Origin of the sequence: Thioalkalivibrio sp. ALE22 (assembly GCF_000381445.1) — a bacterium.
Classification (GTDB): domain Bacteria; phylum Pseudomonadota; class Gammaproteobacteria; order Ectothiorhodospirales; family Ectothiorhodospiraceae; genus Thioalkalivibrio.
Window position 1 is genome coordinate 36,168 of sequence record NZ_KB906509.1, and the last position, 21,174, is coordinate 57,341.

A 21,174-nucleotide genomic window follows, 5' to 3' on the forward strand; every position below is an offset into this window, starting at 1 on the left:
GGCACAGAGATCACGGAGAAGGACAGGGGGGCGGGGTGATTGTTAAGGAAACACTGATTAATGCACACGCTCGCGTTGGCACCCCAGGTTTTCCGAGACAAGGCGCGTCGCGCAGCGGGTAGTGGTTCTACCCGCCCGTTTTCGATGGATTCGGGGCGCAACGCAGGATCGGGGGAACCTGCGGTGCCAACCCCCACAAGCTATTGAAAGACGGGGCTCGGCCGCCCGTTGTTGATCAAAAACGGGCGCGCGCACGGCGTTGTGGTTCCCTTGTGCAGAATGACTGCACGGCAGTCACCGCGCCTTGTTCGCACGCAAAAGCGACTCGAGCGCGAGCGCGTGCATTAATCAGTGTTTCCTTAAGGCTGACCCGCGGGCTGGAACAAAGCCGTTCGCCACCAGGAACGCTTACATCAAAAGGATTTTCTTCGTGCCTTCGTGCGCTTCGTGGTGAATCAACAGGCCCTTGATTTCTGAGCCTTGAAGCCCCCTCTGTGTACTCCGTGCGCTCTGTGGTGAATCGAAATTTGCGGCGGGTCTAGCGGCGGCGGGCGAGGGTCAGGCCGTCGCCGATGGGGGCCAGCGAGAGGTCGATGCGTTCGTCGTGGTGCAGGGCATCGTTGAAGGCGCGGATCGCGCGGGTGTCTTCGCGCGTGTCGTCCGGGTCGGCGACGCTGCCATGCCACAAGGTGTTGTCGACCAGGATCAGGCCGCCGGCACGGACCAGGCGCAGGCAGTGCTCGAAGTAGTCGGGGTAGCCGGTCTTGTCCGCGTCGATGAAGGCCAGGTCGAAGCGGCCGGTCTCGCCTTCGGCCTCCAGCGCCTGCAGCGTGTTGCGGGCCTCGCCCAGCTCGAGTCGGATGCGACCGCTGACCCCGGCGCGTTCCCAGTAGCGCCGGGCCGTGGTGGTCCACTGCGCGCTCTTGTCCAGGGTGACGACCGCGCCGTCCTCCGGCAGGGCCAGCGCGATCGCCAGCGCGCTGTAGCCGGTGAAGGTCCCGATCTCCAGATAGCGCCGCGCCCCCATGAGCCGCGCCAGTAGTGCCATGAACTGGCCCTGCTCCGGGGCGATCTGCATGTTGGCCTCGGGCAGGTTCGCGGTCTCGGCACGCAGCTCGGCGAGTATCTCCGGCTCGCGCAGCGAGTGCTCCAGGAGGTAGTCATACAGGGGGCCATCGAGTCCGATGGAACGATTGGACATCACGCGCTCCGGGGTTGTGGGTGAGGGATCAGACGGTCCAGCCATCGGCGCAGGACCGGTGTGGCCAGGACGATCAGGATGACCAGGGCGCTCCACTCGAGCCAGGCGGGCAGCATCTCGCCGGCGGTGCCCATCTGCGTGGCGACGTCGATCCCGGTGTGGGCGAGTCCGGCGTCCAGGGCGAGCCCCAGCGCGATGGTGGTGACCGCGATACCGGTCAGGTAGAGCAATAGCGCCGGCGTGCCCAGTTCGCGGCGAAACACGCCCAGGGTCGCCAGGCTGGTGATCGGTGCGGCCAGCAGGAACACCAGCACGGTGCCGGGGGAGGCCCCGGCCGCGATCAGGCCCACGGCGATCGGTGTCGCGGCGGTCGCGCAGAGGTACATGGGGATGCCGATGACGGCCATTACGAGCATGGCCGGCAGGCCCGATCCCCAGGCGGCCAGCGTGGCCGGTGGGACCAGGGCGAGCAGGGCGCCGGCGACCAGCAGGCCGATCACCAGCCACAGGCGGATATCGTCGAGCACGTCGTCAAAGGCATAGGCGAGGCCCGCTCGCAGCCGTGCGGACAAACGCTCCGGGGCCTCGGGTGTGGCGCAGCCGTCGTCGGTCCCGCAGCATCCGCCGCAGCTGTCGGGTTCGCCCCGGGTTGGGTCGGGACGCTCGGTCGCGGAGCGGGTGCGGCCCACCAGCAGGCCTGTGGTGATGGCCGTGACAATGGCGCCCAGGGCCCGGGCCACGGCCATCATGGGGCCCAGCAGGGCATAGCTGATGGCGAGCGAGTCGACGCCGACGCCCGGCGTGCCGATCAGGAAGGCGGTGGTGGGGCCCCGCCCGGCCCCGCCGCGGTGCAGGGCCAGTGCGGTCGGGATGGCCCCGCAGGAGCAAAGGGGCAGGGGGGCGCCGACCACGGCGGCCCGCGCGGTGGCGGGAATTCCCGAGCCGCCCAGCCAGCGCTGCAGGGCAGCCTCCGGAATCAGTGCCTTGACGCCGCCGGCCGCGAGCAGGCCCAGCAGCAGCCAGGGCGCCGCCGTCAACGCGACACTCAGCGTCTGCCTGAGGATGTCGAGGATCATGGCCCGATGTTCCGTCGCGGCGGGGGCAACTGCAAGAAGCCCGCCCGCGGGCGGACGGTTCGGCCGAGGTCTCGGGCGTCAGCCGCGCTGGCGCGAGATGCGCAGGACGTCGGGCAGGCGGCGCAGACCGCGCATGATCTGGGCCAGGTGCTGGCGATCGCGCACGGTCAGCAGGAAGGTCATCGCGGTGGAGTGGCCATCCTGCTCGTTGAAGGAGATGTGCTCGATGTTGGAGCCATGGTCGGCGATGACCGCAGCCATGTCGGCCAGGGCCCCGCGGCGGTTGGCCGTGCGGGTGCGCACCGCGGCGGTGAACTGCAGGGATGGCTCGTGCGACCATTCCAGCGTGATGGTGCGGTCGCTGCGGTCGCGGCTTTCGTGCAGGACGTTGCGGCAGTTTTCCCGGTGGACCACCAGGCCGCGGCCGGCGCTCAGCTGGCCGATGATCGGGTCACCCGGGATCGGGTGACAGCACCGGGCGTAGTTCAGCACCAGGCCCTCGGTACCGCTGACCGCGAGGGTGGTGGGTGCCTCGTCGGCCGCGGGCTCGGGGGCGTCCCTGCCGGCCATCTGGCGGGCGACCAGTGAGGCCATGCGGTTGCCCAGGCCGATGTCGACCAGCAGTGCGTCCAGGTCCTTCAGCTGCATCGCGTCCAGCATCTGGTCCAGGCGTGCCGGCGAGATCCGCGGCAGGCTGGTGTCCAGCGACTCCAGCGCCTTCTCCAGCAGGCGTTCGCCCAGGGTGCGGGCCTCCTCGGACTGCATCGACTTCAGGCAGTGGCGGATGCCGGTACGGGCTTTGCCGGTGACCACGAAGGACAACCAGGCCGGGTTGGGGCGTGCGCCGGGGGAGGTGACGATCTCCACCGTCTGGCCGCTTTGCAGGCGCACCGACAGCGGCGCCAGCTGACGGTCGATCTTGGCCGCCACACAGCGGTTGCCGACGTCGGAGTGCACTGCGTAGGCGAAGTCGATCGGGGTCGCGTCGCGCGGCAGGACCATGATGTCGCCACCGGGGGTAAAGGTGTAGACCTCGTCGGGGAACAGGTCGACCTTCACGTTCTCCAGGAACTCGATCGAGTTGCCCACGCTGTTCTGGATCTCGAGGACATCCTTCAGCCATTCGCGCGCGCGGCTCTGGGCGGTCCGGGTGGATTCGCCCCCGGCCTTGTACTGCCAGTGCGCGGCGATACCACTCTCGGCCACGCGATCCATCTCGGTGGAACGGATCTGGATCTCGATGGGCACGCCCTGCGGGCCGAACAGGATGGTATGCAGCGACTGGTAGCCGTTGGATTTGGGGATCGCGATGTAGTCCTTGAAGCGCCCCGGTACCGGCTTGTAGAGGTTGTGCACCACGCCCAGGGAGCGGTAGCACGTATCGACGTCGTCGACGATGATGCGGATGGCGAAGACGTCGAACACCTCCTCGAACGAGTGGTGCTTGTCGCGCATCTTGCGGTAGATGCTGTACAGCCCCTTCTCGCGTCCGGAGATGCGCCCGACGATGCCGGCGGCCTCCATGCGCGAGCAGATCGCCTGCTCGATATTGCGCATGGGCTCGCGGCGGTTGCCGCCGGCACGGTGCACCGCGCGTTGCAGTACGGCCGCGCGCCACGGGTGTTTGGCGGAAAAGCCGAGGGCCTCCAGCTCGCGGCGCATGGCGTTCATGCCCAGGCGCTGCGCGATGGGGGCGTAGATCTCCAGGGTTTCCTTGGCGATGCGCCGGCGCTTGTCCGGGCGCATCACGCCCAGGGTGCGCATGTTGTGCAGGCGGTCGGCCAGCTTGATCAGGATCACCCGAATATCACGGGTGATCGCCAGCATCATCTTGCGGAAGTTCTCCGCCTGCGCCTCGGCCTTGGTCTGGAACTGCAGGTGGGTGAGCTTGGAGACGCCGTCCACCAGCTCCGCGACCTCTTCGCCGAACTCGGCGTGGATGCGGTCCTTGCTGGTAGCGGTGTCCTCCATCACGTCATGCAGGATGGCGGCGCAGATCGCCTGGTGGTCCATCCGCATCTCGGCCATGGTGCGGGCCACGGCCAGGGGGTGATAGATGTAGGGTTCGCCGGTCTTGCGGGTCTGGCCTTCGTGGGATTCCGCGCCCAGGAGATAGGCGCGATAGACCTCCTCGACCTCTTCCGGCTCGAGATAGGCCTCGAGCTCGGAACACAAATCGCTGATCAGGAATCGGGTCGAATCACCCGTTGCCGCCGAAACGGCCCCGGGCGCGGCTGGCTGCCCAGCGGCCATTGAAAACCCTCGCCTAGCGTTCGTCGGCTTCCAGCTGTTCCAGATGACGGATGGTGCTGAAGTCCAGCATCTGGTTCTGGGGCCGTTCGTCGTGTTCGTCGAACACCTCCGGACCGACCACGCCGGCGGCGATCTCGCGCAGGGCGATCACCGTGGGCTTGTCGTTGTCCTCGGGTACACGCGCTTCCTTGCCGTGGGCGATGTGGCGGGCCCGGCGGGCGGCCATCAGCACCAGCTGAAAGCGGTTTTCGACATTTTCGAGGCAGTCCTCGACGGTAACGCGTGCCATCGGATACTCCGGTCAGTAAATTCTTGAAATCCATGCGGCACAGCCGCAGTTCACTAGCATGTTACGCCGACCCCGGCGCCGCCGCCAACAGATTCCCGATCGTGGGTGCGGCTCGGGTCTCCTGTTCCACGGTGCGCAGACGATTGGCGCGGAAGATACAGGCCAGGTCGCGCACGGCCTCGTCGAAATCGGCATTGACCACGGTGTAGTCGTACTCGCGGAAATGTGTGCAGTCGGATTCGGCGTCGCGCAGGCGGCGCTGGATCACGTCCTCCTCGTCCTGGCCACGGCCGCGCAGGCGGCGCTCCAGCTCGTCGCGCGAGGGGGGCAGGATAAAGATGGAGTGGGCGTCCGGTACCGCCGCGCGCACCTGGCGCGCGCCCTGCCAGTCGATCTCCAGGATCACGTCGACGCCAGCGTCCAGGCGCTCGTCGACGCTGGCGCGCGCGGTGCCGTAGAAGTTGTCGAAGACCTTGGCGTGTTCCAGTAGCTGCCCGTCCTCGATCATGCCGAGGAAGGTCTCGGCGGAGACGAAGTGGTAGTGCTGCCCGTCCACCTCGCTGGCGCGCGGCTTGCGCGTGGTGTGCGAGACCGAGACCTCCACGGCCTCCACCGTCTCCAGGAGCGCCGCGACCAGGCTGGTCTTGCCGGCGCCGGACGGTGCGGAAACGATATAGAGGGTGCCGCGAGCGGCCGGGGTGCTGGCGGTCATGGACGTGTCCGCGGAACCTGAACGTGATCGGGTCCTGGCGGTCTCCCGGGCGGGCCGTTTGCGGCGAGCCACAGGCGGGTAGCCAGGGTCAAAGAAGAAGGTTGGTCGGAGTGAAAGGATTCGAACCTTCGACCCCTGCCTCCCGAAGGCAGTGCTCTACCAAGCTGAGCTACACTCCGAACCGAGCCCGCTATTATGCCGAGCCTCTCCCGGCGTGTCCATGCCCCCGCAGGATGAAAATCGGGTCGGGCGCGGGCGTCAGTGGTTGCGCCCGACGGCGAAGCGGGCAAGGTCGATCAGGGCCTGGCGGTGCGGCGAGTCGGGCAGGGTGGAGATGGCCTCGATCGCGGCGTCGGTTTCCGCCTCCGCGCGGGACCGGGTATAGGCCAGGCCATCCGTGCCGTGCACCACCTGCAGCACCGTGTCGACCCGGTCGCGCCCGCCGTCCTCGATGGCCTGGCGCACGATCGCCTGCTGCTCCGGTGTGCCGACGCGCAGGGCGTGGATCAGCGGCAGGGTGGGCTTGCCCTCGGCGAGGTCATCCCCCATGCGCTTGCCGGTGACTTCGTCATCCGAGGAGTAGTCGAGGACATCGTCGATCAGCTGGAAGGCGGTGCCCAGGTGCATGCCGTAGCGCGCCAGCGCCTGTTCGTCGGCCTGCGGGCGTTCGCCCAGGATCGCGCCCAGCTGGCAGGCCGCCTCGAACAGCTTGGCGGTCTTCGACTGGATCACGTGCATGTAGCGCTGCTCGTCGACGTCGGCGTCGTGGCAGTTCATCAGCTGCATCACCTCGCCCTCGGCGATCACGTTGGTCGCGTGGGACAGGATCTCCATCACCCGCATGGAGCCGACCTCGACCATCATTTCGAACGCGCGCGAGTAGAGAAAGTCCCCCACCAGCACCGCGGCCTCGTTGCCGAAGATGTGGTTGGCGGTCTCGTTCCCGCGGCGCATCTCGGAGGCGTCGACCACGTCGTCGTGCAGCAGGGTCGCGGTATGGATGAACTCCACCACCGCCGCCAGCGTCACGGGGTCCTGGCCCTGCACGTGGCAGGCGCGCGCGGACAGCGTGGCCAGCAGCGGCCGCAGGCGCTTGCCGCCCGAGTGGATGATGTAGTGCCCGAGCTGGTTGATCAGCACCACCGGCGAGCTCAGGCGCTCGCGGATGCACTGATCGACGGCCTGCATGTCGTCGGCCGCCAGTTCTCGGATCGCGTCAATGGACATGGGGGTAGGCAAGCGGGCTCTGAGAGTGGTCGGGAGGGGCGAAGGCATGCTAGGGAAACGCCACCGAATGTACAAGCTCGCGCGGGTGCGGGCGCGGCTCGTCCCCCGGCGTCCCCGTCGTTCGCGCGCGCCGGGGGCAGGCTGGTCCCGGCATTGACCCGCAAGCGAAGCGCTGCTAGCATTTCCGCCCTTTCGCGAGACCAGTCCCGTCGGCTGGTCCACACAAGGTATCGCAACGGAGTCCCAGGGAAATGTACGCGATCATCGCAACAGGTGGTAAACAGTACCGCGTCGCCGAAGGCGACGTGATTCGCATCGAAAAGCTCGAGGCCGAGGCCGGTTCCGAGGTCGAATTCGACCAGGTGCTGATGGTCGGTGCGGGTGACGATGTCCGCGTCGGGGCCCCGCTGGTGGACGGTGGCAAGGTCACCGCCAAGGTCGAAGACCATGGCCGCGCCAAGAAGGTCCACATCATGAAATTCCGGCGGCGCAAGCATTCCCAGAAGCAGATGGGGCACCGCCAGCACTACACCACCGTGCGCATCACCGGCATCGCCGGCTGATCGGCGCAGGCATTCAGGAGAACTGAACCATGGCACATAAGAAGGCAGGCGGGAGTACCCGCAACGGGCGCGATTCCGAGAGCAAACGCCTTGGCGTGAAGCGCTTTGGCGGTCAGGTCGTGCGCGCCGGCAACATCCTCGTTCGTCAGCGCGGGACGCAGTATCATCCCGGCGAGGGCGTGGGTTGCGGCAAGGACCATACGCTGTTCGCCAAGGTCGACGGCCAGGTCGTCTTCAAGGTGGGCGGTCCGCACAACCGTCGTTTCGTGAGCGTCCAGCCGCAGCAGTAAGCCGGCCGGCTAGGGAGACGCTGATTGAATCGCACGTCCGCGTTGGTGCCCCCTGTTTTCCGAGACAAGGCGCGTCGTGCAGCGGGTAGTGGTTCTACCCGCAAGCGGCGCAACGCAGGATCGGGGAACAGGGGGCACCAACCCCACAAGCCATTGAAAGCAGGGGCTCGGCCGCTTTTGCGCGGGAACGGCGTTGCGGCTCCCTTGTGCAGAATGACTGCACGGCAGTCACCGCGCCTTGTTCGCACGCAAAAGCGACTCGAGCGCGGACGTGCGATTCAATCAGCGTCTCCCTAGCGAAGCGTTCGCGAAAAGCCCCGTTCTTCGGGGCTTTTTTTGTTCTGTACTGCGGGAAGCAAGCAATGAAGTTCATCGATGAGGCCACCATTACGGTGAAGGCCGGTGACGGCGGAAACGGCTGTGTCAGTTTTCGCCGCGAGAAATACATCCCGTTCGGCGGCCCGGATGGCGGTGACGGCGGCGATGGCGGCTCGGTGTGGCTGGTCGGTGACGAGGGTCTGAACACCCTGGCCGATTTCCGCTATCAGCGCCGCTTTGATGCCCAGCGTGGCGAGAACGGCATGGGGCGCCAGCGCACCGGGGCCTCCGGCGAGGACCTGGAGATCCCGGTCCCGGTCGGCACCCAGGTGCGTGATGCCGAGACCGACGAGATCCTCGGCGACGTGACCCACGAGGGCCAGCGGCTGCTGGTCGCGCAGGGGGGCTTCCACGGGCTTGGCAACACGCGCTACAAGTCCTCCACCAACCAGGCGCCGCGCCAGAGCAAGCCGGGCACGCCCGGCGAGCTGCGCAAGCTGTCGCTGGAGCTGATGGTGCTGGCGGATGTCGGGCTGCTGGGGCTGCCGAACGCGGGCAAGTCCACGCTGCTCGCGCGCGCCTCCGCCGCGCGCCCGAAGATCGCCGACTATCCGTTCACTACCCTGATCCCGCAGCTGGGCGTGGTGCGCATCGGTGTGAACCAGAGCTTCGTGATCGCCGACATCCCCGGGCTGATCGAGGGCGCGGCCGAGGGGGCCGGCCTGGGCACGCGGTTCCTCAAGCACCTGGCGCGCACGCGGCTGTTGCTGCACGTGGTGGACGTGGCGCCGCCCGACCCGGAGGCCGACCCGCTGGTGGATCTGCGCACCGCGATCACCGAGCTGGAGCACCACAGCGACCAGCTGGCCGCGTTGCCGCGCTGGATCGTGCTGAACAAGAAGGAGCTGCTGGACCCCGAGGATCTGGCGGCCCTGGTCGAACGCGTGCGTGCCGACCAGGGGGCGGAACGTCCGGTGTTCGCCATCTCCGCCGCGACCGGCGAGGGCGTGGATGCCCTGCTCCAGGCCGTGATGCGCCATATCGAAGAGACCGCGCAGGCGGCGGCCGAGGCTGGCCGGCGCGATGCGATCGCCAACCCGGAGGACCCCGCGTGACCGCGGGGGACATGCGTGCGCTCCCGGCGATCCGCCGGGTGGTGGTCAAGATCGGGAGTGCCCTGATCACCGCGGATGGGGCCGGGCTCGACCGCCCGGCGCTGGAGTCCTGGGCGCACCAGATCGCGGCGCTGCGCCGACGCGGTCTGGAGGTCATCCTGGTCTCCAGTGGCGCGGTGGCCGAGGGCATGCGCCGGCTGGGCATGACCGAACGGCCGCACCAGTTGCATCACGTGCAGGCGGCCGCGGCGGTCGGCCAGATGGGGCTAGTGCAGGCCTACGAGCGCGAGTTCGCCAGCCACGACCTGCACGCGGCCCAGGTCCTGCTGACCCACGACGACCTGGCCGATCGCTCGCGCTACCTGAATGCCCGCAGCACCATGCAGGCGCTGCTGGAGATGGGCACGATCCCGGTGGTCAACGAGAACGACACGGTGGCCTACGAGGAGATCCGGCTGGGGGACAACGACACCCTGGCGGCGCTGGTCGCAAACCTGGTGGTGGCCGACCTGCTGCTGATCCTGACCGACCAGGATGGCTTGTTCGATCGCGATCCGCGCAAGCATGCGGACGCCCGCCTGATCGCCGAAGGCCGGGCCTCGGATGCCCAGCTGCACCGCTACGTGGCCGCCGATTTCGGGCACCTGGGGCGCGGCGGCATGGCGACCAAGCTGCTGGCCGCCGAACGCGCGGCGCGCTCCGGTACGCATACCGTGATCGCCTCCGGGCGCGAGGCGCAGGTGATGGGGCGGGTGCTGAAGGGCGAGCCGCTGGGTACCTGGCTGAAGCCGGACCGCGAACCCCTGGCGGCGCGCAAGCGCTGGCTGGCGGATCAGCTGCACTCGCGCGGGCAGTTGCAGCTGGATGCCGGGGCCGCGCGCGTGTTGCGCGAGTCGGGCAGCAGCCTGCTGCCGGTGGGGGTGGTCGGAGTCGAGGGCGATTTCCGCCGCGGCGAGATGGTGACCTGCCTGGACCCGGACGGGGTCGCGGTGGCGCGCGGGCTCACCAACTACGGGGCCAGCGAGATCCAGCGCATCCGCGGCCAGCGCGCCGATCGCATCGAGGCCGAACTCGGCTACCTGCTGGAGCCGGAGTTGATCCACCGCGACAACCTCGTTCTGCTCCCCTGATCGACGCGGTACCGCTGTCCTCGGTGGGTCTGTGAAACCACAGTTGTAGGAGCGTGCTTGCACGCGAAGCCCCTGCCAGAGTCGGACGCGGGCAGGGGCTTCGCGTGCAAGCACGCTCCCACGGCGTTGGGGATGCTGAACAGCTATCCGGGTTTCCGGCGGTGGGGGCGGCATGTTGGAGGTGCGTGTGCGTGAAGCAGGAAGTCCCGGCTCTGCGCCGCGCTCCGGCGGGGCTGGCTTTGTAGCGGCCGACCCTGCGTCGCCCCTCCTGACCCCTTCGCGCGCTTCCCGTCTTCCTGTTACACGCGATGTTCTCGGCGCCCTTTGTGGTTCAAGACCAGGATGTTGAGCGCTTCAGTCGTCGGTGTGGGTGCCGGTGACTTCGAGGTCCAGGCGGCCGCGGGCAAGGCGGGCGCGCAGGTGCTCGCCGCGGGCGGTTTGTTCCGCGCGGCGCAGGACTTCGCCCTCCGCGGTCTGGAGGATCGCGTAGCCCCGCTCCAGTACCGCTTCCGGGTCCAGTGAACGCAGCTGGCGGGCGCTGGCGTCCAGTTGTCGCTGGCGGGTGGCCAGGGCCTGGCGGGTGGCCGTTTCGAGCTGGCGATGCAGGCGGGCCAGGGTGTCGCGGCGTTGTGCGATGTCGTGGTCGGGCCGCACGCGGTCCAGGCGTTGGCGCAGGTGGTCCAGGCGCATGCGGGCGGAGGCCAGGCGATTTCCGGGCGAGGCCCCGGCCAGGCGCAACTGGGCGCGCTGTAGCCGTGCCTGGGCGCGTTCGTACATGCGCGACCAGGCGCGGTTCATGCGTTCGCGCTGGTCGTCCAGGCGTTGTGCGTCGCGTTCCAGGAGCTGGCGCGGGTGGCGGCGCTCCAGCCGGGTGTGTAATGCGGTCAGGGTCTGTTGGTGACGCGCGATGCGCTGGCCCAGCAGGCCGGTCAGGCGTTCCCGGGCCCGCGCCAGTTGGTGGCGCAGGGTTGTGGCATCCGGGCTGACGGCCTCCGCCGCGGCGGTGGGCGTGGAGGCGCGCAGATCGGCGACGAAGTCGGCGATGGTGGTATCGGTCTCGTGCCCGACGCCGGTCACGACCGGGATCGGGCAGGCGGCGATGGCGCGCGCAACGCTTTCCTCGTTGAAGGCCTGCAGGTCCTCCAGCGAACCACCGCCGCGAGCGAGGATGATCACGTCGACCCGGCCCTCGACCGCGGCCTGTTCCAGCGCCGCGACGATCTGGCCAGCGGCCTGCTGGCCCTGCACGGCGGTGGGGTAAAGCGTGACCGGCAGCAACAGCGGGAAGCGCCGCGCCAGGGTGCGCTCGATGTCGTGGCGCACGTCGCCCTGGGTGGAGGTGATCACGCCGAGACGGTGGGTCCAGGCGGGAAGCGGTTGCTTGCGCTCGACATCGAACAGCCCCTCGGCGGCGAGCTTCTCCTTCAGCCGCTGGAAGGCCGCCAGCAGGCGCCCCTCGCCGGCCGGTTGCAGGGCCTCGACGATGATCTGGAACTGTCCGCGCGCGCCATAGATCCCGGCACGTCCCCGGATCTGTACCGCGTCGCCGTCGGCGAAGCGCGCGGCCTGGCGGGCCTTGCCGCGGAACAGCACGCAGTTCACCGAGGCGTTCTCGTCCTTCAGCGAGAAGTACTGGTGCCCGGAGGCGTATTGGCGCAGGTTGGAGACCTCGCCTTCCACACGCACCAGACCGAGCCCATCACGCAGCAGCCCATCCGCACACTGGTTGAGTTCGGTAACCGAAAAGACCGGGGGGCTATCGCTATCGCTCATGCGGGCCTCGCGGGTTACAAGCGGCTGAAGACGCGCTGGAAGACGTCCGTGCCACGTCCCAACGGGTCGACGCGCAGGCGCGCCTCTTCTTCCGAGAGGGCGTGGAACAGCCCGTCCATGGTGTGTTCCAGGACGTGGCCGATCAGATCCAGACGGACATTGGCCAGGAATGGAATGTCCCGCATCTGGGACTCGATCTCGCTGTAGGTACTCAGGGCGTCGACGGTGGCCAGACTGTTCTCCACCGCCGGGCGCATGGCCTCGGTCAGGCGGGGGCGCATCTCCTGTTCGAGGTACCGGGTGGCTGCGTCCTCGGGGCCGAGCAGGATGCTGCGGGCATCCTCAAGATCCAGCGCGAAGATGGCCCGGATGAAGGGCTCCCGCGCCTCCCAGGCGGCCTCTTCGGCCGCGCGGTTCATGCGTTCCTCCAGGGCGCCCAGCGGGGCGGCCATCCCCAGGCGTCCGAGCGATCGCCGCGTGGTCGCCAGCACCTCGGGCAGGGGGATACGGACATCCGGGTTGCCATAGAAGCCGTTGCGCCGGCTCAGCGTCTCGGAGGCCGCATGGGTCGCGATGACCAGGGCCTCGTGTACCGCTTCAATCAACTCCGCGGTGGAAAGCCCGGAGAACTCTGGCGGCCGTGTGATCAGCGCGCGGAACATGTCCTGGCCGAAGCGCCACCAGTCGGCTTGGGCGCTGGACGCGGTGGCCAGGCCGAGGCCGGGGGCCAGCAGCAGGGCCAGCGCGGAGCGGCGGGTGATGCGGGCCGGGGGCGCGCGTTCGGGCATGGGTTCTCGCCTGGCGGAGGGTCCGGAGTGAACCGGCATCCTATCAGGGTGCTCCGGCAGCGTCTGCGATCCGCCCTTCGCAGGCCTGTGTGCGCTTGTCGCGGGAGAATGCGAATTCTATACTGAAGGGCTATTTATCTACCCCCGGGATTTCCTCCCCCTGCGTCCCGGCGGGCCTGTCCTGGAGTGGTGCATGCGGATACTCGGTGAAGCCCTTACCTTTGATGACGTGCTGCTGATCCCGGGACATTCGGATGTCGTTCCGCGCGATGTCGACCTGAGTACCCGGATCACCCGCGAGATCACGCTGTCCGCCCCGGTGGTGTCGGCGGCAATGGATACGGTCACCGAGGCCAGCCTGGCGATCGCGATGGCTCAGGAGGGCGGGCTCGGTATCGTCCACAAGAACATGTCGGTGGAGGCCCAGGCGGCCGAGGTCCGGCAGGTCAAGAAATACGAAAGCGGCGTGATCAGCGAGCCGATCACCATCGGCCCGGGCGCCACCATCGGCCAGGTGGTGGAGCTCACCGAGGCCAATCACATCTCCGGCGTGCCGGTGGTGGATGGCAACGATCTGGTCGGCATCGTGACCTCCCGTGACCTGCGCTTCGAGACGCGGATGGAGGCGCCGGTCACCGAGATCATGACCCCGCGCGACCGACTGGTGACCGTGCCCGAGGGGGCCGACCGCGAGATGGTGCTGGAACTGCTGCACAAGCATCGCATCGAGAAGGTGCTGGTGGTCAACGACGACTTCCAGCTGCGCGGGATGATCACCGTCAAGGACATCCAGAAGTCCACCGAGCATCCCAATGCCTCCAAGGACGAGCGCGGCCGCCTGCGCGTGGGCGCGGCGGTCGGCGTGGGCGATGGCACGGACGAGCGCGTGGCCGCGCTGGTCGAGGCCGGGGTGGATGTGCTGGTGGTGGATACCGCGCACGGTCATTCCCAGGGCGTGCTCGACCGCGTTGCCTGGGTGAAGAAGCACTACCCGGACGTACAGGTGGTCGGCGGCAACATCGCCACCGCCGCCGCCGCGAAGGACCTGGTCGCGGCCGGGGCGGATGGCGTGAAGGTGGGGATCGGGCCGGGCTCGATCTGCACCACCCGCATCGTGGCCGGCGTGGGCGTACCGCAGATCACCGCGATCTCGGATGTGGCCGAGGCGCTCCAGGGCACCGGCGTGCCGCTGATCGCCGACGGCGGCGTGCGCTTCTCCGGGGACCTGGCCAAGGCGATCGCCGCGGGCGCGGACTGCGTGATGCTGGGTTCGATGTTCGCCGGGACCGAGGAGGCCCCGGGCGAGGTCGAGCTCTACCAGGGCCGCTCCTACAAGATCTATCGCGGCATGGGCTCGCTGGGTGCGATGCAGCAGGGCTCCTCGGATCGCTATTTCCAGGACCCGAACGCATCGGCCGACAAGTTCGTGCCCGAGGGCATCGAGGGTCGCGTGCCGTACAAGGGCTCGATCGTCGCGATCATCTACCAGCTGATGGGCGGGCTGCGCTCGTCCATGGGGTATGTCGGCGCGCACAACATCGAAGAGATGCGGACCAAGCCGCACTTCGTCCGCGTGACCGCCGCCGGCATGCGCGAGAGCCACGTGCACGACGTGGCGATCACCAAGGAAGCCCCGAACTACCGAATGGACTGACCGGCCCGACACGGCCCGGTCCCGATACCCCACCGGCCGTCCGGCCGGTATAGCGGATGACCTCATGACCCAGGATCTTCACGCCCACCGCATTCTGGTGCTGGACTTCGGCTCCCAGTACACCCAGCTGATCGCCCGCCGCGTGCGCGAGGCCGGGGTCTACTCCGAGGTACACGCCTGGGACATGCCGGCGGCGGACATCCGCGCGTTCAATCCCACCGGGATCATCCTGTCCGGTGGCCCGGAGTCGGTAAATATCGACCAGCCGCCGCGCGCCGAGGACACAGTGTTCGAGCTGGGCGTGCCGGTGCTGGGGATCTGCTACGGCATGCAGACCATGGCCGCGCAGTTGGGCGGCCGGGTCGAGCCGTCCGAGCGTCGCGAGTTCGGCTACGCCCAGGTGCGCGCCCGCGGTCATACCCCTCTTTTGCGCGACATCGAGGATCACACCACACCGGAGGGCTACGGCCTGCTGGACGTGTGGATGTCGCATGGCGACCACGTGACCGAAATGCCGGAGGGCTTTCGCCTGATGGCCTCCACCGACTCCGCGCCGATCGCCGGCATGGCCGACCCGGAGCGCGGCTTCTACGGCGTGCAGTTCCATCCCGAGGTCACGCACACGACCCAGGGCCAGCGCATCATCGAACGCTTCCTGCACGAGATCTGTGGCTGCGAGGCGCTGTGGACCGCCGACAACATCATCGACGACATGGCCGCGCGGGTGCGCGAACAGGTCGGGGACGACCACGTGGTGCTGGGCCTGTCCGGCGGGGTGGACTCCTCGGTGGTCGGTGCGCTGCTGCACAAGGCGATCGGCGACCAGCTGACCTGCGTGTTCGTGGACACCGGACTGCTGCGCGAGGGCGAGGGCGACCACGTGATGGCGACCTTCGCGCGCCACATGGGCGTGAACGTGATCCGCGTGGATGCCGAGGACCGCTTCATGCGTGCGCTCGCCGGGGTCGAGGACCCGGAGGCCAAGCGCAAGGTCATCGGCGGGCTGTTCATCGACGTGTTCGACGAGGAGGCCGCGAAGCTGAACAACGTGCAATGGCTGGCCCAGGGCACGATCTACCCGGACGTGATCGAGTCGGCCGACTCCAAGACCGGCAAGGCGCATGTGATCAAGTCGCACCACAACGTGGGCGGGCTGCCCGAGAACATGAAGCTGGGGCTGGTGGAGCCGCTGCGCGAGCTGTTCAAGGACGAGGTGCGCAAGATCGGCGTGGAGCTGGGCCTGCCCACCGAGATGGTCTACCGCCACCCGTTCCCGGGGCCGGGTCTGGGCGTGCGCATCCTGGGCGAGGTGAAGAAGGAATACGCCGAGCTGCTGCGCCGGGCGGATGCGATCTTCATCGAGGAACTGCGCAAGGCCGATCTGTACGACAAGACCTCGCAGGCATTTGCGGTGTTCCTGCCGGTGAAGTCGGTCGGGGTGATGGGCGACGGCCGGCGCTACGACTACGTGGTCGCGCTGCGTGCGGTGGAGACCATCGACTTCATGACCGCCCGCTGGGCGCACCTGCCGTACGACTTCCTCGACCACGTTTCGCGCCGGATCATCAACGAGATCCCCGGTATCTCGCGCGTGACCTACGACATCTCCGGCAAGCCCCCCGCCACTATCGAGTGGGAATAGGGCCTCGGCGCCCGGCCGGATCGGCAGGCATGCCCCGCCCCGGCCGGGGGTGGGCGCGATCGCGTTATCCCGCGAGCAGGAGCCAGGCGGCGGCCCCGATCACGCCCGCTACGATGGCGGCTGCGGCCAGTCCGAGTCCGAACAACGCACGGTTGGCACCTCGCGTGGCATCTTCCGCCTTGCCGCCCGTCGATCCCGCTCCCTCGGCAGGTGCGTTGTCCCGGCCCTGACGCAGCAGGTCCAGCATCGCGTCGATACGGTCATCGTCGAAGGCGAAGGGGTCGAACTGGCGCTGGCCAAAGCGCTGCAGCAGCTGACGGACGTCCCCCGCTGCCGGGACGTATTTCATCGACCATTCGCCAAATCCCGGGCTGTCCAGTGACTGCTCGCGTAGCACCCGGACCTCCTCGTGGCGATCGTCACGCCGGATCCGCTCCAGGGTGTCGCGTACGGCCTCGGGCTCGCCCTCCAGACACTGGAAGAAGTGTCCATCCCCGTAATAGAGCGCGCCGACAATCCCGCTGCGCGGGTTGTTCTGGCGTGACTGCATCAGGATGCGGCTGACTTCGGGCTCGATGCCCTGGCTGGAGGTGTTCTCGCGGAAGGTGGCGCGAGAGGCGTAGACGAGCTGGAGAATGGCGGGCATGCGGGCGTCCGTTCCGGGGCGATATGAAGAAGACCGCCCGCGCCCCGCGGGGTTCATTCGATCATCTGGTTGACGTGTTCCAGGCCGATTGCGTCGTCTTCCCAGTTCAGGCGGGTGGTGCCGGGCTTGGCCGCCAGACGGCGGATGGAGGCGACCGAGCTGCGGTCGATATGGGCCAGTCGATGCCGGGTGGCGTTGTGGCTCTCGATGTTGGCGGCCTGCAGAATGTCGCTGTAATTGACCGGTTCGCCTTCCTCCGGCTCGCGCTTGAGGTTTTCGTGTTCGGCCACGGCGCGGATGATCTCCGGCTCGAAGTTCCAGTTCTTCAGCATCGCGCGGCCGATGGCGACGTGCGCGGCATCGGCCGCGGCCTGCAGGGCGCGTGGATCCTCGTAGATCTCCTGGGTCTTCTCGGCGCGGCGCAGGATCGGGATCATGCCGATATCGTGGACCAGCCCGGCGAGCAGGGCGGTGTCCGGGTCCAGATGGGGGTGGCGACGGGCCAACAGGTAGCTGATGATCGCCACCTCCAGGCTGTGGTTCCACAGCTCCTCCATCCGGATGCGGATGGCCTCGTTCCCGCTCTGGAAGACCTCCTTCATGGACAGCGCGATGATGGTCTGGCGGGCGCGCTCCATGCCCAGGCGGGTGACCGCGGAGCGGATGGTGGCGCAGCGGGTCAGCCCCCGGTAGGCCGGGCTGTTGGCATGGCGCACCAGGCGCGAAGCCAGGGCCGTGTCGCGCGAGATCAGGTTGACCAGATCGGCGATGGAGCTGGATTCGTCCTGGGTGATGAACAGCGCCTGCACCGAGACATCGGGCAGGGTCGGGATCTCGATCTGGTGACGTTCGAGGTCCTCGCGCAGGCGCTCCAGGAATTTTTCGACTTCCGCTCGGGTGGCCAAGGGCAATCCGTGTCCGGCTGGGTAAAGACGCGCCGATTATGCCACAGGCGTTGGCGTGGGCGGGGTGTCGCGGGCCGGTTGACGGGCCGCCGGCCCCTGCCGATGATGAAGGGAGCCGACAGGAGGTCGTGATGCGCCGATTCGTGCTGGATACCAGCGTCTTTACCAACCCGCATGTAGCCGGGCAGTTCGGCGAGGACCCCGAGGACATCCTGCGGACCTTTCTCAATCTGGCGCGCCACTGCCCCGCCGAGTTCTACATGCCGCTGTCGGTGTACGAGGAGTTTCGCGGCATGCGCGACCTCGAGGCCCTGGCGGCCGACTTCGAGACCGTGGTCTGGGTGCGCTCCCCGCGCCGTTTCGCCCTGACCCTGCCGAGCGACATCCTCTACGAGTTCATCGACGAGGTGCGCACCCGCATCGACCGCGGCCTGCGCATCGCCGAGGAGCACACGCGCCAGGCGGGGGCGGCCGAGTCGCTGCGCCCGGAGCTGATCACGCAGCTGCGCGAGCGTTTCCGCGAGGCCATGCGCAAAGGCCTGGTGGACTCGCGCGAGGATGTCGATGCCGTGCTGCTGGCGATGGAGCTGGATGCCGAGCTGGCCAGCGCCGACGAGGGCATGCGCAAGCTGGGCAACCGCATGGGCATCAAGCTGGTCACCGCCGACTACCTGCGCCAGGTGATGGAGAACCTCTCCGAGTCGGGCATCCCCGGTCAGGGCGGCGCCTGAGGCCGCAAGTCGGGGCCTTTCCCGTGTTCGCCTGCAAGCAGGCGAAGGGCTCAGTCGTATTGCCGGTCACCCGCCAGGGCCGAGGCGAGGGTGCCGGTGATGCGGTCGAACAGGCGTTCGAACTCCAGCAGCCAGTAGCCACTTTCTTCCTGACGCGGGGTGCCCGGCAGGAAGCGCACGTGGCGCCCGCCGGTTGCCTGCATGTGGTCGACAAAGCGCTGCGCCCCCGCGCGCTCGCGAAAGCGGCAGCGGTAGGTGTGGCCGACGCGTCCCTCGCGCCGGCTCTTGTCCACTGCGGTCGCCAGCCCGGACAGCAGGGCCTCGCCCAGTTCCCGTTCCACGGCGGCACGTTCACTGGGCGGGTGCTCCGCTAGGAACACCGCCAGGCGGGTCAGGCGATTGGTGAAGTACTCCGGCGGGAGGTCCAGCAGCTGCTCGGAACACACGCGGATGTCGTTGATGCAGGAGCCCCCGGCCACGTACTTGGCGCGGTGCTGGCCGTCCGCGGTCTTCAGTACCAGCCCCTCGGCCCCTTCCGCATCCAGTTGCCGGATCAGCTGCCCGAGGGCTGCGCTGTCCGTGGGCGTGAACCGTCCGTGCAGGGGTGCCGGGGGTAGCTGGTGGCGCTGCATCAGGGCAAATTTCTCGTCCTGCGGCACGAAGCCGGGGCGCCCGAGCCGCATCAGGTCGAACACGAACAGGCCGACATCCTGTGCGACGCGCGGCGTGGAGCCTTCCAGGTAGGGGGTGTCCGGTCCGGCGATCTCCGCGCACAGCACCAGGTCGGGCTCGGCGTCGAACACCCCGAGGTCCACGAAATCGGGCACCCGGTCGGTGCTGAAGGCGCAGACAAAGCCGCCCCGACTGAAGGCGTAGACCCGGCCGTCCCGGCGCAGGATGCGCACGTTGAAGCCGTCGATCTTCTCCTCCGCCCAGAACGGCTGCTCGAACTGGCGCGGCAACCCGGCCTCCAGTGACTGGATCCGTCCGATGGCCGGGTAGCCGGGTACTACCGCACCGTCCGTCAGCACCACGGAGCCCCGGGGGTAGTGGTTCACCGGCTCCAGCAGACGGGCGTATTCCAGCCCGTCAAAGGTCAGGGCCTCGGCTCGGTGGTTCGCGATCGCGTCCTGCAGCGTGTCCCGGTCGATCATGCGTTCTCCATTGCCAACGCGAGCGTGTACATCAATCCGTGTTTCCCTTGCGCAGCCCCCGGATCTGGTCTTTCAGCGCCTCGGTGTGGTGACGCGCCTTGGCCGCCTGAGTGACCAGGCGCCGCGCCATGCTGATGATCCGCAGCTGGCGTTCCATCTCGGCCATGCTCAGCGAGCCGAAGGTGCCCTCGCGTAGCAGGGCGGCCTTCAGTTCGGCATAGGCGGTTTCCACCGTGTCCACGGCCTCGGCGGCGGCCAGGTCATGGCCGTTGTCGCCATCGTCCGCCTCCAGGTTGCACAGGTCCAGGGCGCGGATCGCCTGTTCCTGCCAGGCGCGGCGCTGCTCGGTCACGATCGGGCGCTCCTCGCCGCTGGACTGGCGGCGCAGGTCAGCGATGTCGTCGGCCAGTATGGCGACCTCGCGGTGGTAACGGGCGATGCGCACGGCCTCGGCGATGCCGTGCCCGACCTGTTCCGGCATCGGGTGGTTGGCGGTATGCGCCGCGAACTCGGCAATCGCCTGGGTCAGCTGCTCCGCGGCCAGGCGCCGGCGATCGAGGATGCCGGCCGCCGGCGGTGCGGTCTGCAGGGCCTCGCGCGCCATCGAGTGGCCGATGTCGGCCAGGCGTTCGGTCTCCTGGATCAGCGACTGCAGGGCGAGATCCGGGACCCCGGAGCTGCTGCGGTCCAGATAGCGGGGCCGGGCGATGTCTTCCTCGATGGTGCGGAAGCGGCCCTGCAGCCAGCGGATCATCGGCGGGGCGACCGGGACCATCAGCGCCACCCCGAGCAGGTTGAACGCGGTATGGAACAGCGCCAGCAGCACCGCCGGGGCCGGGGCCTCGCCGGTGCTGCCCCAGATCCAGGCGATCGCGGCCAGGAACCAGGGCAGGATCAGCAGCGCGACGATCGCGGTCAGGCCGTTGAAGATCACATGGGCCGCGGCGACACGCTTGGCGTTCGGGGTCGCGCCGATCACGACCAGCAGCGCCTTGACCGTGGTGCCGAGGTTGGCGCCGATCACGGCGGCGGCCGCCGCCTCCAGCGGGACCGCGCCGCTCATTGCGGCGGTCAGGGCCATGGCCATGGAGGCCGAGGAGCTCTGCATCAGCACCGTCAGCAGCGCGCCGATCCCGACCATGATGACCAGCCCGAGGAAGCCGGGGCGGGCCAGCGCGCCGAGGTCGAAGGTGGTACTGAGCCCCTCGAAGGCCTCGCGCAGGACGTCGATGCCGAAGAACAGCAACCCGAAGCCGGCCAGGGCCAGACCCAGGTAGCGCGGCCGCGCGGCCTTCATGAACAGGTAGAGCAGGGCGCCGATGCCGATTGCCGGCAGGGCAAAGGCCTCGATACGAATATTGAAGCCGATCAGCGCGACCAGCCAGCCGGTCATGGTGGTGCCGACGTTGGAGCCGAAGATCACCCAGACCGACTGTCCGAGCGTCAGCAGGCCGGCGTTGGCGAAACCGATGGTGGCAACGGTGACCGCGCTGGAGGACTGCACCAGCGCGGTCACGCCCATGCCCGAGGCGAGGGCGCGCGGTCGGGTGCGGGTCCACTGCCCGAGGATGTGCTGCAGCGCCTTGCCGCCGGCGGTCTTCAGGCCGTCGGTCAGCAGGGTCATCCCGAGCAGGAACAGGCCGAGGCCGCCGAGAAAACCGGCGATCAGGGCGTAGGTGCTGACGGCTTCGGCCTCCGGCATCGCAG

19 protein-coding genes and 1 tRNA gene are annotated in these 21,174 nt (G+C 68.4%); 7 read left to right on the forward strand and 13 right to left on the reverse strand.

Going from position 1 to position 21,174, the window contains the following annotated elements; translation table 11 throughout:
- Window positions 1-538 precede the first annotated feature (538 nt).
- The 7 genes from F793_RS0110700 to ispB form a co-directional block, all read right to left on the reverse strand.
- Window positions 539-1,201 (reverse strand): class I SAM-dependent methyltransferase, encoded by a 663-nt coding sequence (locus F793_RS0110700; RefSeq protein WP_018882849.1) that lies wholly within the window; start codon window positions 1,199-1,201, stop codon window positions 539-541.
- Window positions 1,201-2,277, reverse strand: a complete 1,077-nt coding sequence (locus F793_RS0110705; RefSeq protein WP_018879807.1) for an SO_0444 family Cu/Zn efflux transporter — start codon at window positions 2,275-2,277, stop codon at window positions 1,201-1,203. Before F793_RS0110705 ends, F793_RS0110700 begins: the two co-directional genes overlap by 1 nt.
- Before the next feature lie 78 nt (window positions 2,278-2,355).
- Complete coding sequence (gene spoT / locus F793_RS0110710) at window positions 2,356-4,530, reverse strand: bifunctional GTP diphosphokinase/guanosine-3',5'-bis pyrophosphate 3'-pyrophosphohydrolase (RefSeq protein ID WP_026280922.1); 2,175 nt, start codon at window positions 4,528-4,530, stop codon at window positions 2,356-2,358.
- 13 nt (window positions 4,531-4,543) lie between these two features.
- Complete coding sequence (gene rpoZ / locus F793_RS0110715) at window positions 4,544-4,819, reverse strand: DNA-directed RNA polymerase subunit omega (RefSeq protein ID WP_018867870.1); 276 nt, start codon at window positions 4,817-4,819, stop codon at window positions 4,544-4,546.
- Between the two features lie 61 nt (window positions 4,820-4,880).
- Window positions 4,881-5,531 carry a guanylate kinase gene (gene gmk / locus F793_RS0110720; protein WP_018867869.1) on the reverse strand — a complete coding sequence of 217 codons (651 nt, stop codon included), beginning with the start codon at window positions 5,529-5,531 and terminating at the stop codon, window positions 4,881-4,883.
- A 102-nt stretch (window positions 5,532-5,633) separates the two neighbouring features.
- Window positions 5,634-5,710 (reverse strand) — tRNA-Pro (locus F793_RS0110725).
- Between the two features lie 79 nt (window positions 5,711-5,789).
- Window positions 5,790-6,758 (reverse strand): octaprenyl diphosphate synthase, encoded by a 969-nt coding sequence (gene ispB / locus F793_RS0110730; RefSeq protein WP_018867868.1) that lies wholly within the window; start codon window positions 6,756-6,758, stop codon window positions 5,790-5,792.
- 251 nt (window positions 6,759-7,009) lie between these two features.
- On the opposite strand from ispB, the gene rplU reads away from it, so the two are divergent.
- From rplU to proB, 4 genes are all read left to right on the forward strand, one after another.
- Window positions 7,010-7,321, forward strand: coding sequence for a 50S ribosomal protein L21 (rplU, locus tag F793_RS0110735; protein ID WP_017941885.1), 312 nt, complete (start codon window positions 7,010-7,012; stop codon window positions 7,319-7,321).
- 29 nt (window positions 7,322-7,350) lie between these two features.
- Window positions 7,351-7,611, forward strand: coding sequence for a 50S ribosomal protein L27 (gene rpmA / locus F793_RS0110740; protein WP_018867867.1), 261 nt, complete (start codon window positions 7,351-7,353; stop codon window positions 7,609-7,611).
- Window positions 7,612-7,973: 362 nt separating this feature from the next.
- Entirely contained in the window at window positions 7,974-9,044 is a 1,071-nt protein-coding gene (gene cgtA / locus F793_RS0110745) for an Obg family GTPase CgtA (protein WP_018879809.1), read from the forward strand.
- Complete coding sequence (gene proB / locus F793_RS0110750) at window positions 9,041-10,174, forward strand: glutamate 5-kinase (protein WP_018881766.1); 1,134 nt, start codon at window positions 9,041-9,043, stop codon at window positions 10,172-10,174. Before cgtA ends, proB begins: the two co-directional genes overlap by 4 nt.
- A 354-nt stretch (window positions 10,175-10,528) precedes the next feature.
- Here the strand turns inward: proB and xseA are convergent, their stop codons facing one another.
- Window positions 10,529-11,947: an exodeoxyribonuclease VII large subunit gene (gene xseA, locus F793_RS0110755; RefSeq protein ID WP_018881765.1), complete on the reverse strand. Its 1,419-nt coding sequence runs from the start codon at window positions 11,945-11,947 to the stop codon at window positions 10,529-10,531.
- Window positions 11,948-11,961: 14 nt separating this feature from the next.
- Window positions 11,962-12,735 carry a DUF4197 domain-containing protein gene (locus F793_RS0110760; RefSeq protein WP_018881764.1) on the reverse strand — a complete coding sequence of 258 codons (774 nt, stop codon included), beginning with the start codon at window positions 12,733-12,735 and terminating at the stop codon, window positions 11,962-11,964.
- 193 nt (window positions 12,736-12,928) lie between these two features.
- Here F793_RS0110760 and guaB point away from each other — a divergent pair, with 193 nt between their 5' ends.
- Both guaB and guaA read left to right on the forward strand, forming a co-directional pair.
- Window positions 12,929-14,389, forward strand: coding sequence for an IMP dehydrogenase (gene guaB, locus F793_RS0110765; protein WP_018866382.1), 1,461 nt, complete (start codon window positions 12,929-12,931; stop codon window positions 14,387-14,389).
- Window positions 14,390-14,453: 64 nt separating this feature from the next.
- Window positions 14,454-16,031 (forward strand): glutamine-hydrolyzing GMP synthase, encoded by a 1,578-nt coding sequence (guaA, locus tag F793_RS0110770; protein WP_018878018.1) that lies wholly within the window; start codon window positions 14,454-14,456, stop codon window positions 16,029-16,031.
- 64 nt (window positions 16,032-16,095) lie between these two features.
- Here the strand turns inward: guaA and F793_RS0110775 are convergent, their stop codons facing one another.
- Together F793_RS0110775 and F793_RS0110780 are read right to left on the reverse strand one after the other, a co-directional pair.
- Window positions 16,096-16,677, reverse strand: a complete 582-nt coding sequence (locus F793_RS0110775) for a BLUF domain-containing protein (protein ID WP_018881763.1) — start codon at window positions 16,675-16,677, stop codon at window positions 16,096-16,098.
- Between the two features lie 53 nt (window positions 16,678-16,730).
- Window positions 16,731-17,582: an HDOD domain-containing protein gene (locus F793_RS0110780; RefSeq protein WP_018876981.1), complete on the reverse strand. Its 852-nt coding sequence runs from the start codon at window positions 17,580-17,582 to the stop codon at window positions 16,731-16,733.
- Between the two features lie 131 nt (window positions 17,583-17,713).
- Here F793_RS0110780 and F793_RS0110785 point away from each other — a divergent pair, with 131 nt between their 5' ends.
- Window positions 17,714-18,313 (forward strand): RNA ligase partner protein, encoded by a 600-nt coding sequence (locus F793_RS0110785; protein ID WP_017941871.1) that lies wholly within the window; start codon window positions 17,714-17,716, stop codon window positions 18,311-18,313.
- Between the two features lie 50 nt (window positions 18,314-18,363).
- Here F793_RS0110785 and F793_RS0110790 read toward each other — a convergent pair whose 3' ends face one another.
- Both F793_RS0110790 and F793_RS0110795 read right to left on the reverse strand, forming a co-directional pair.
- A complete protein-coding gene (locus tag F793_RS0110790; RefSeq protein WP_018881762.1) occupies window positions 18,364-19,467 on the reverse strand; it encodes an RNA ligase in 1,104 nt (367 codons plus the stop codon).
- Window positions 19,468-19,498: 31 nt separating this feature from the next.
- Window positions 19,499-21,169 (reverse strand): Na/Pi cotransporter family protein, encoded by a 1,671-nt coding sequence (locus F793_RS0110795; protein ID WP_018881761.1) that lies wholly within the window; start codon window positions 21,167-21,169, stop codon window positions 19,499-19,501.
- Window positions 21,170-21,174 lie beyond the last annotated feature (5 nt).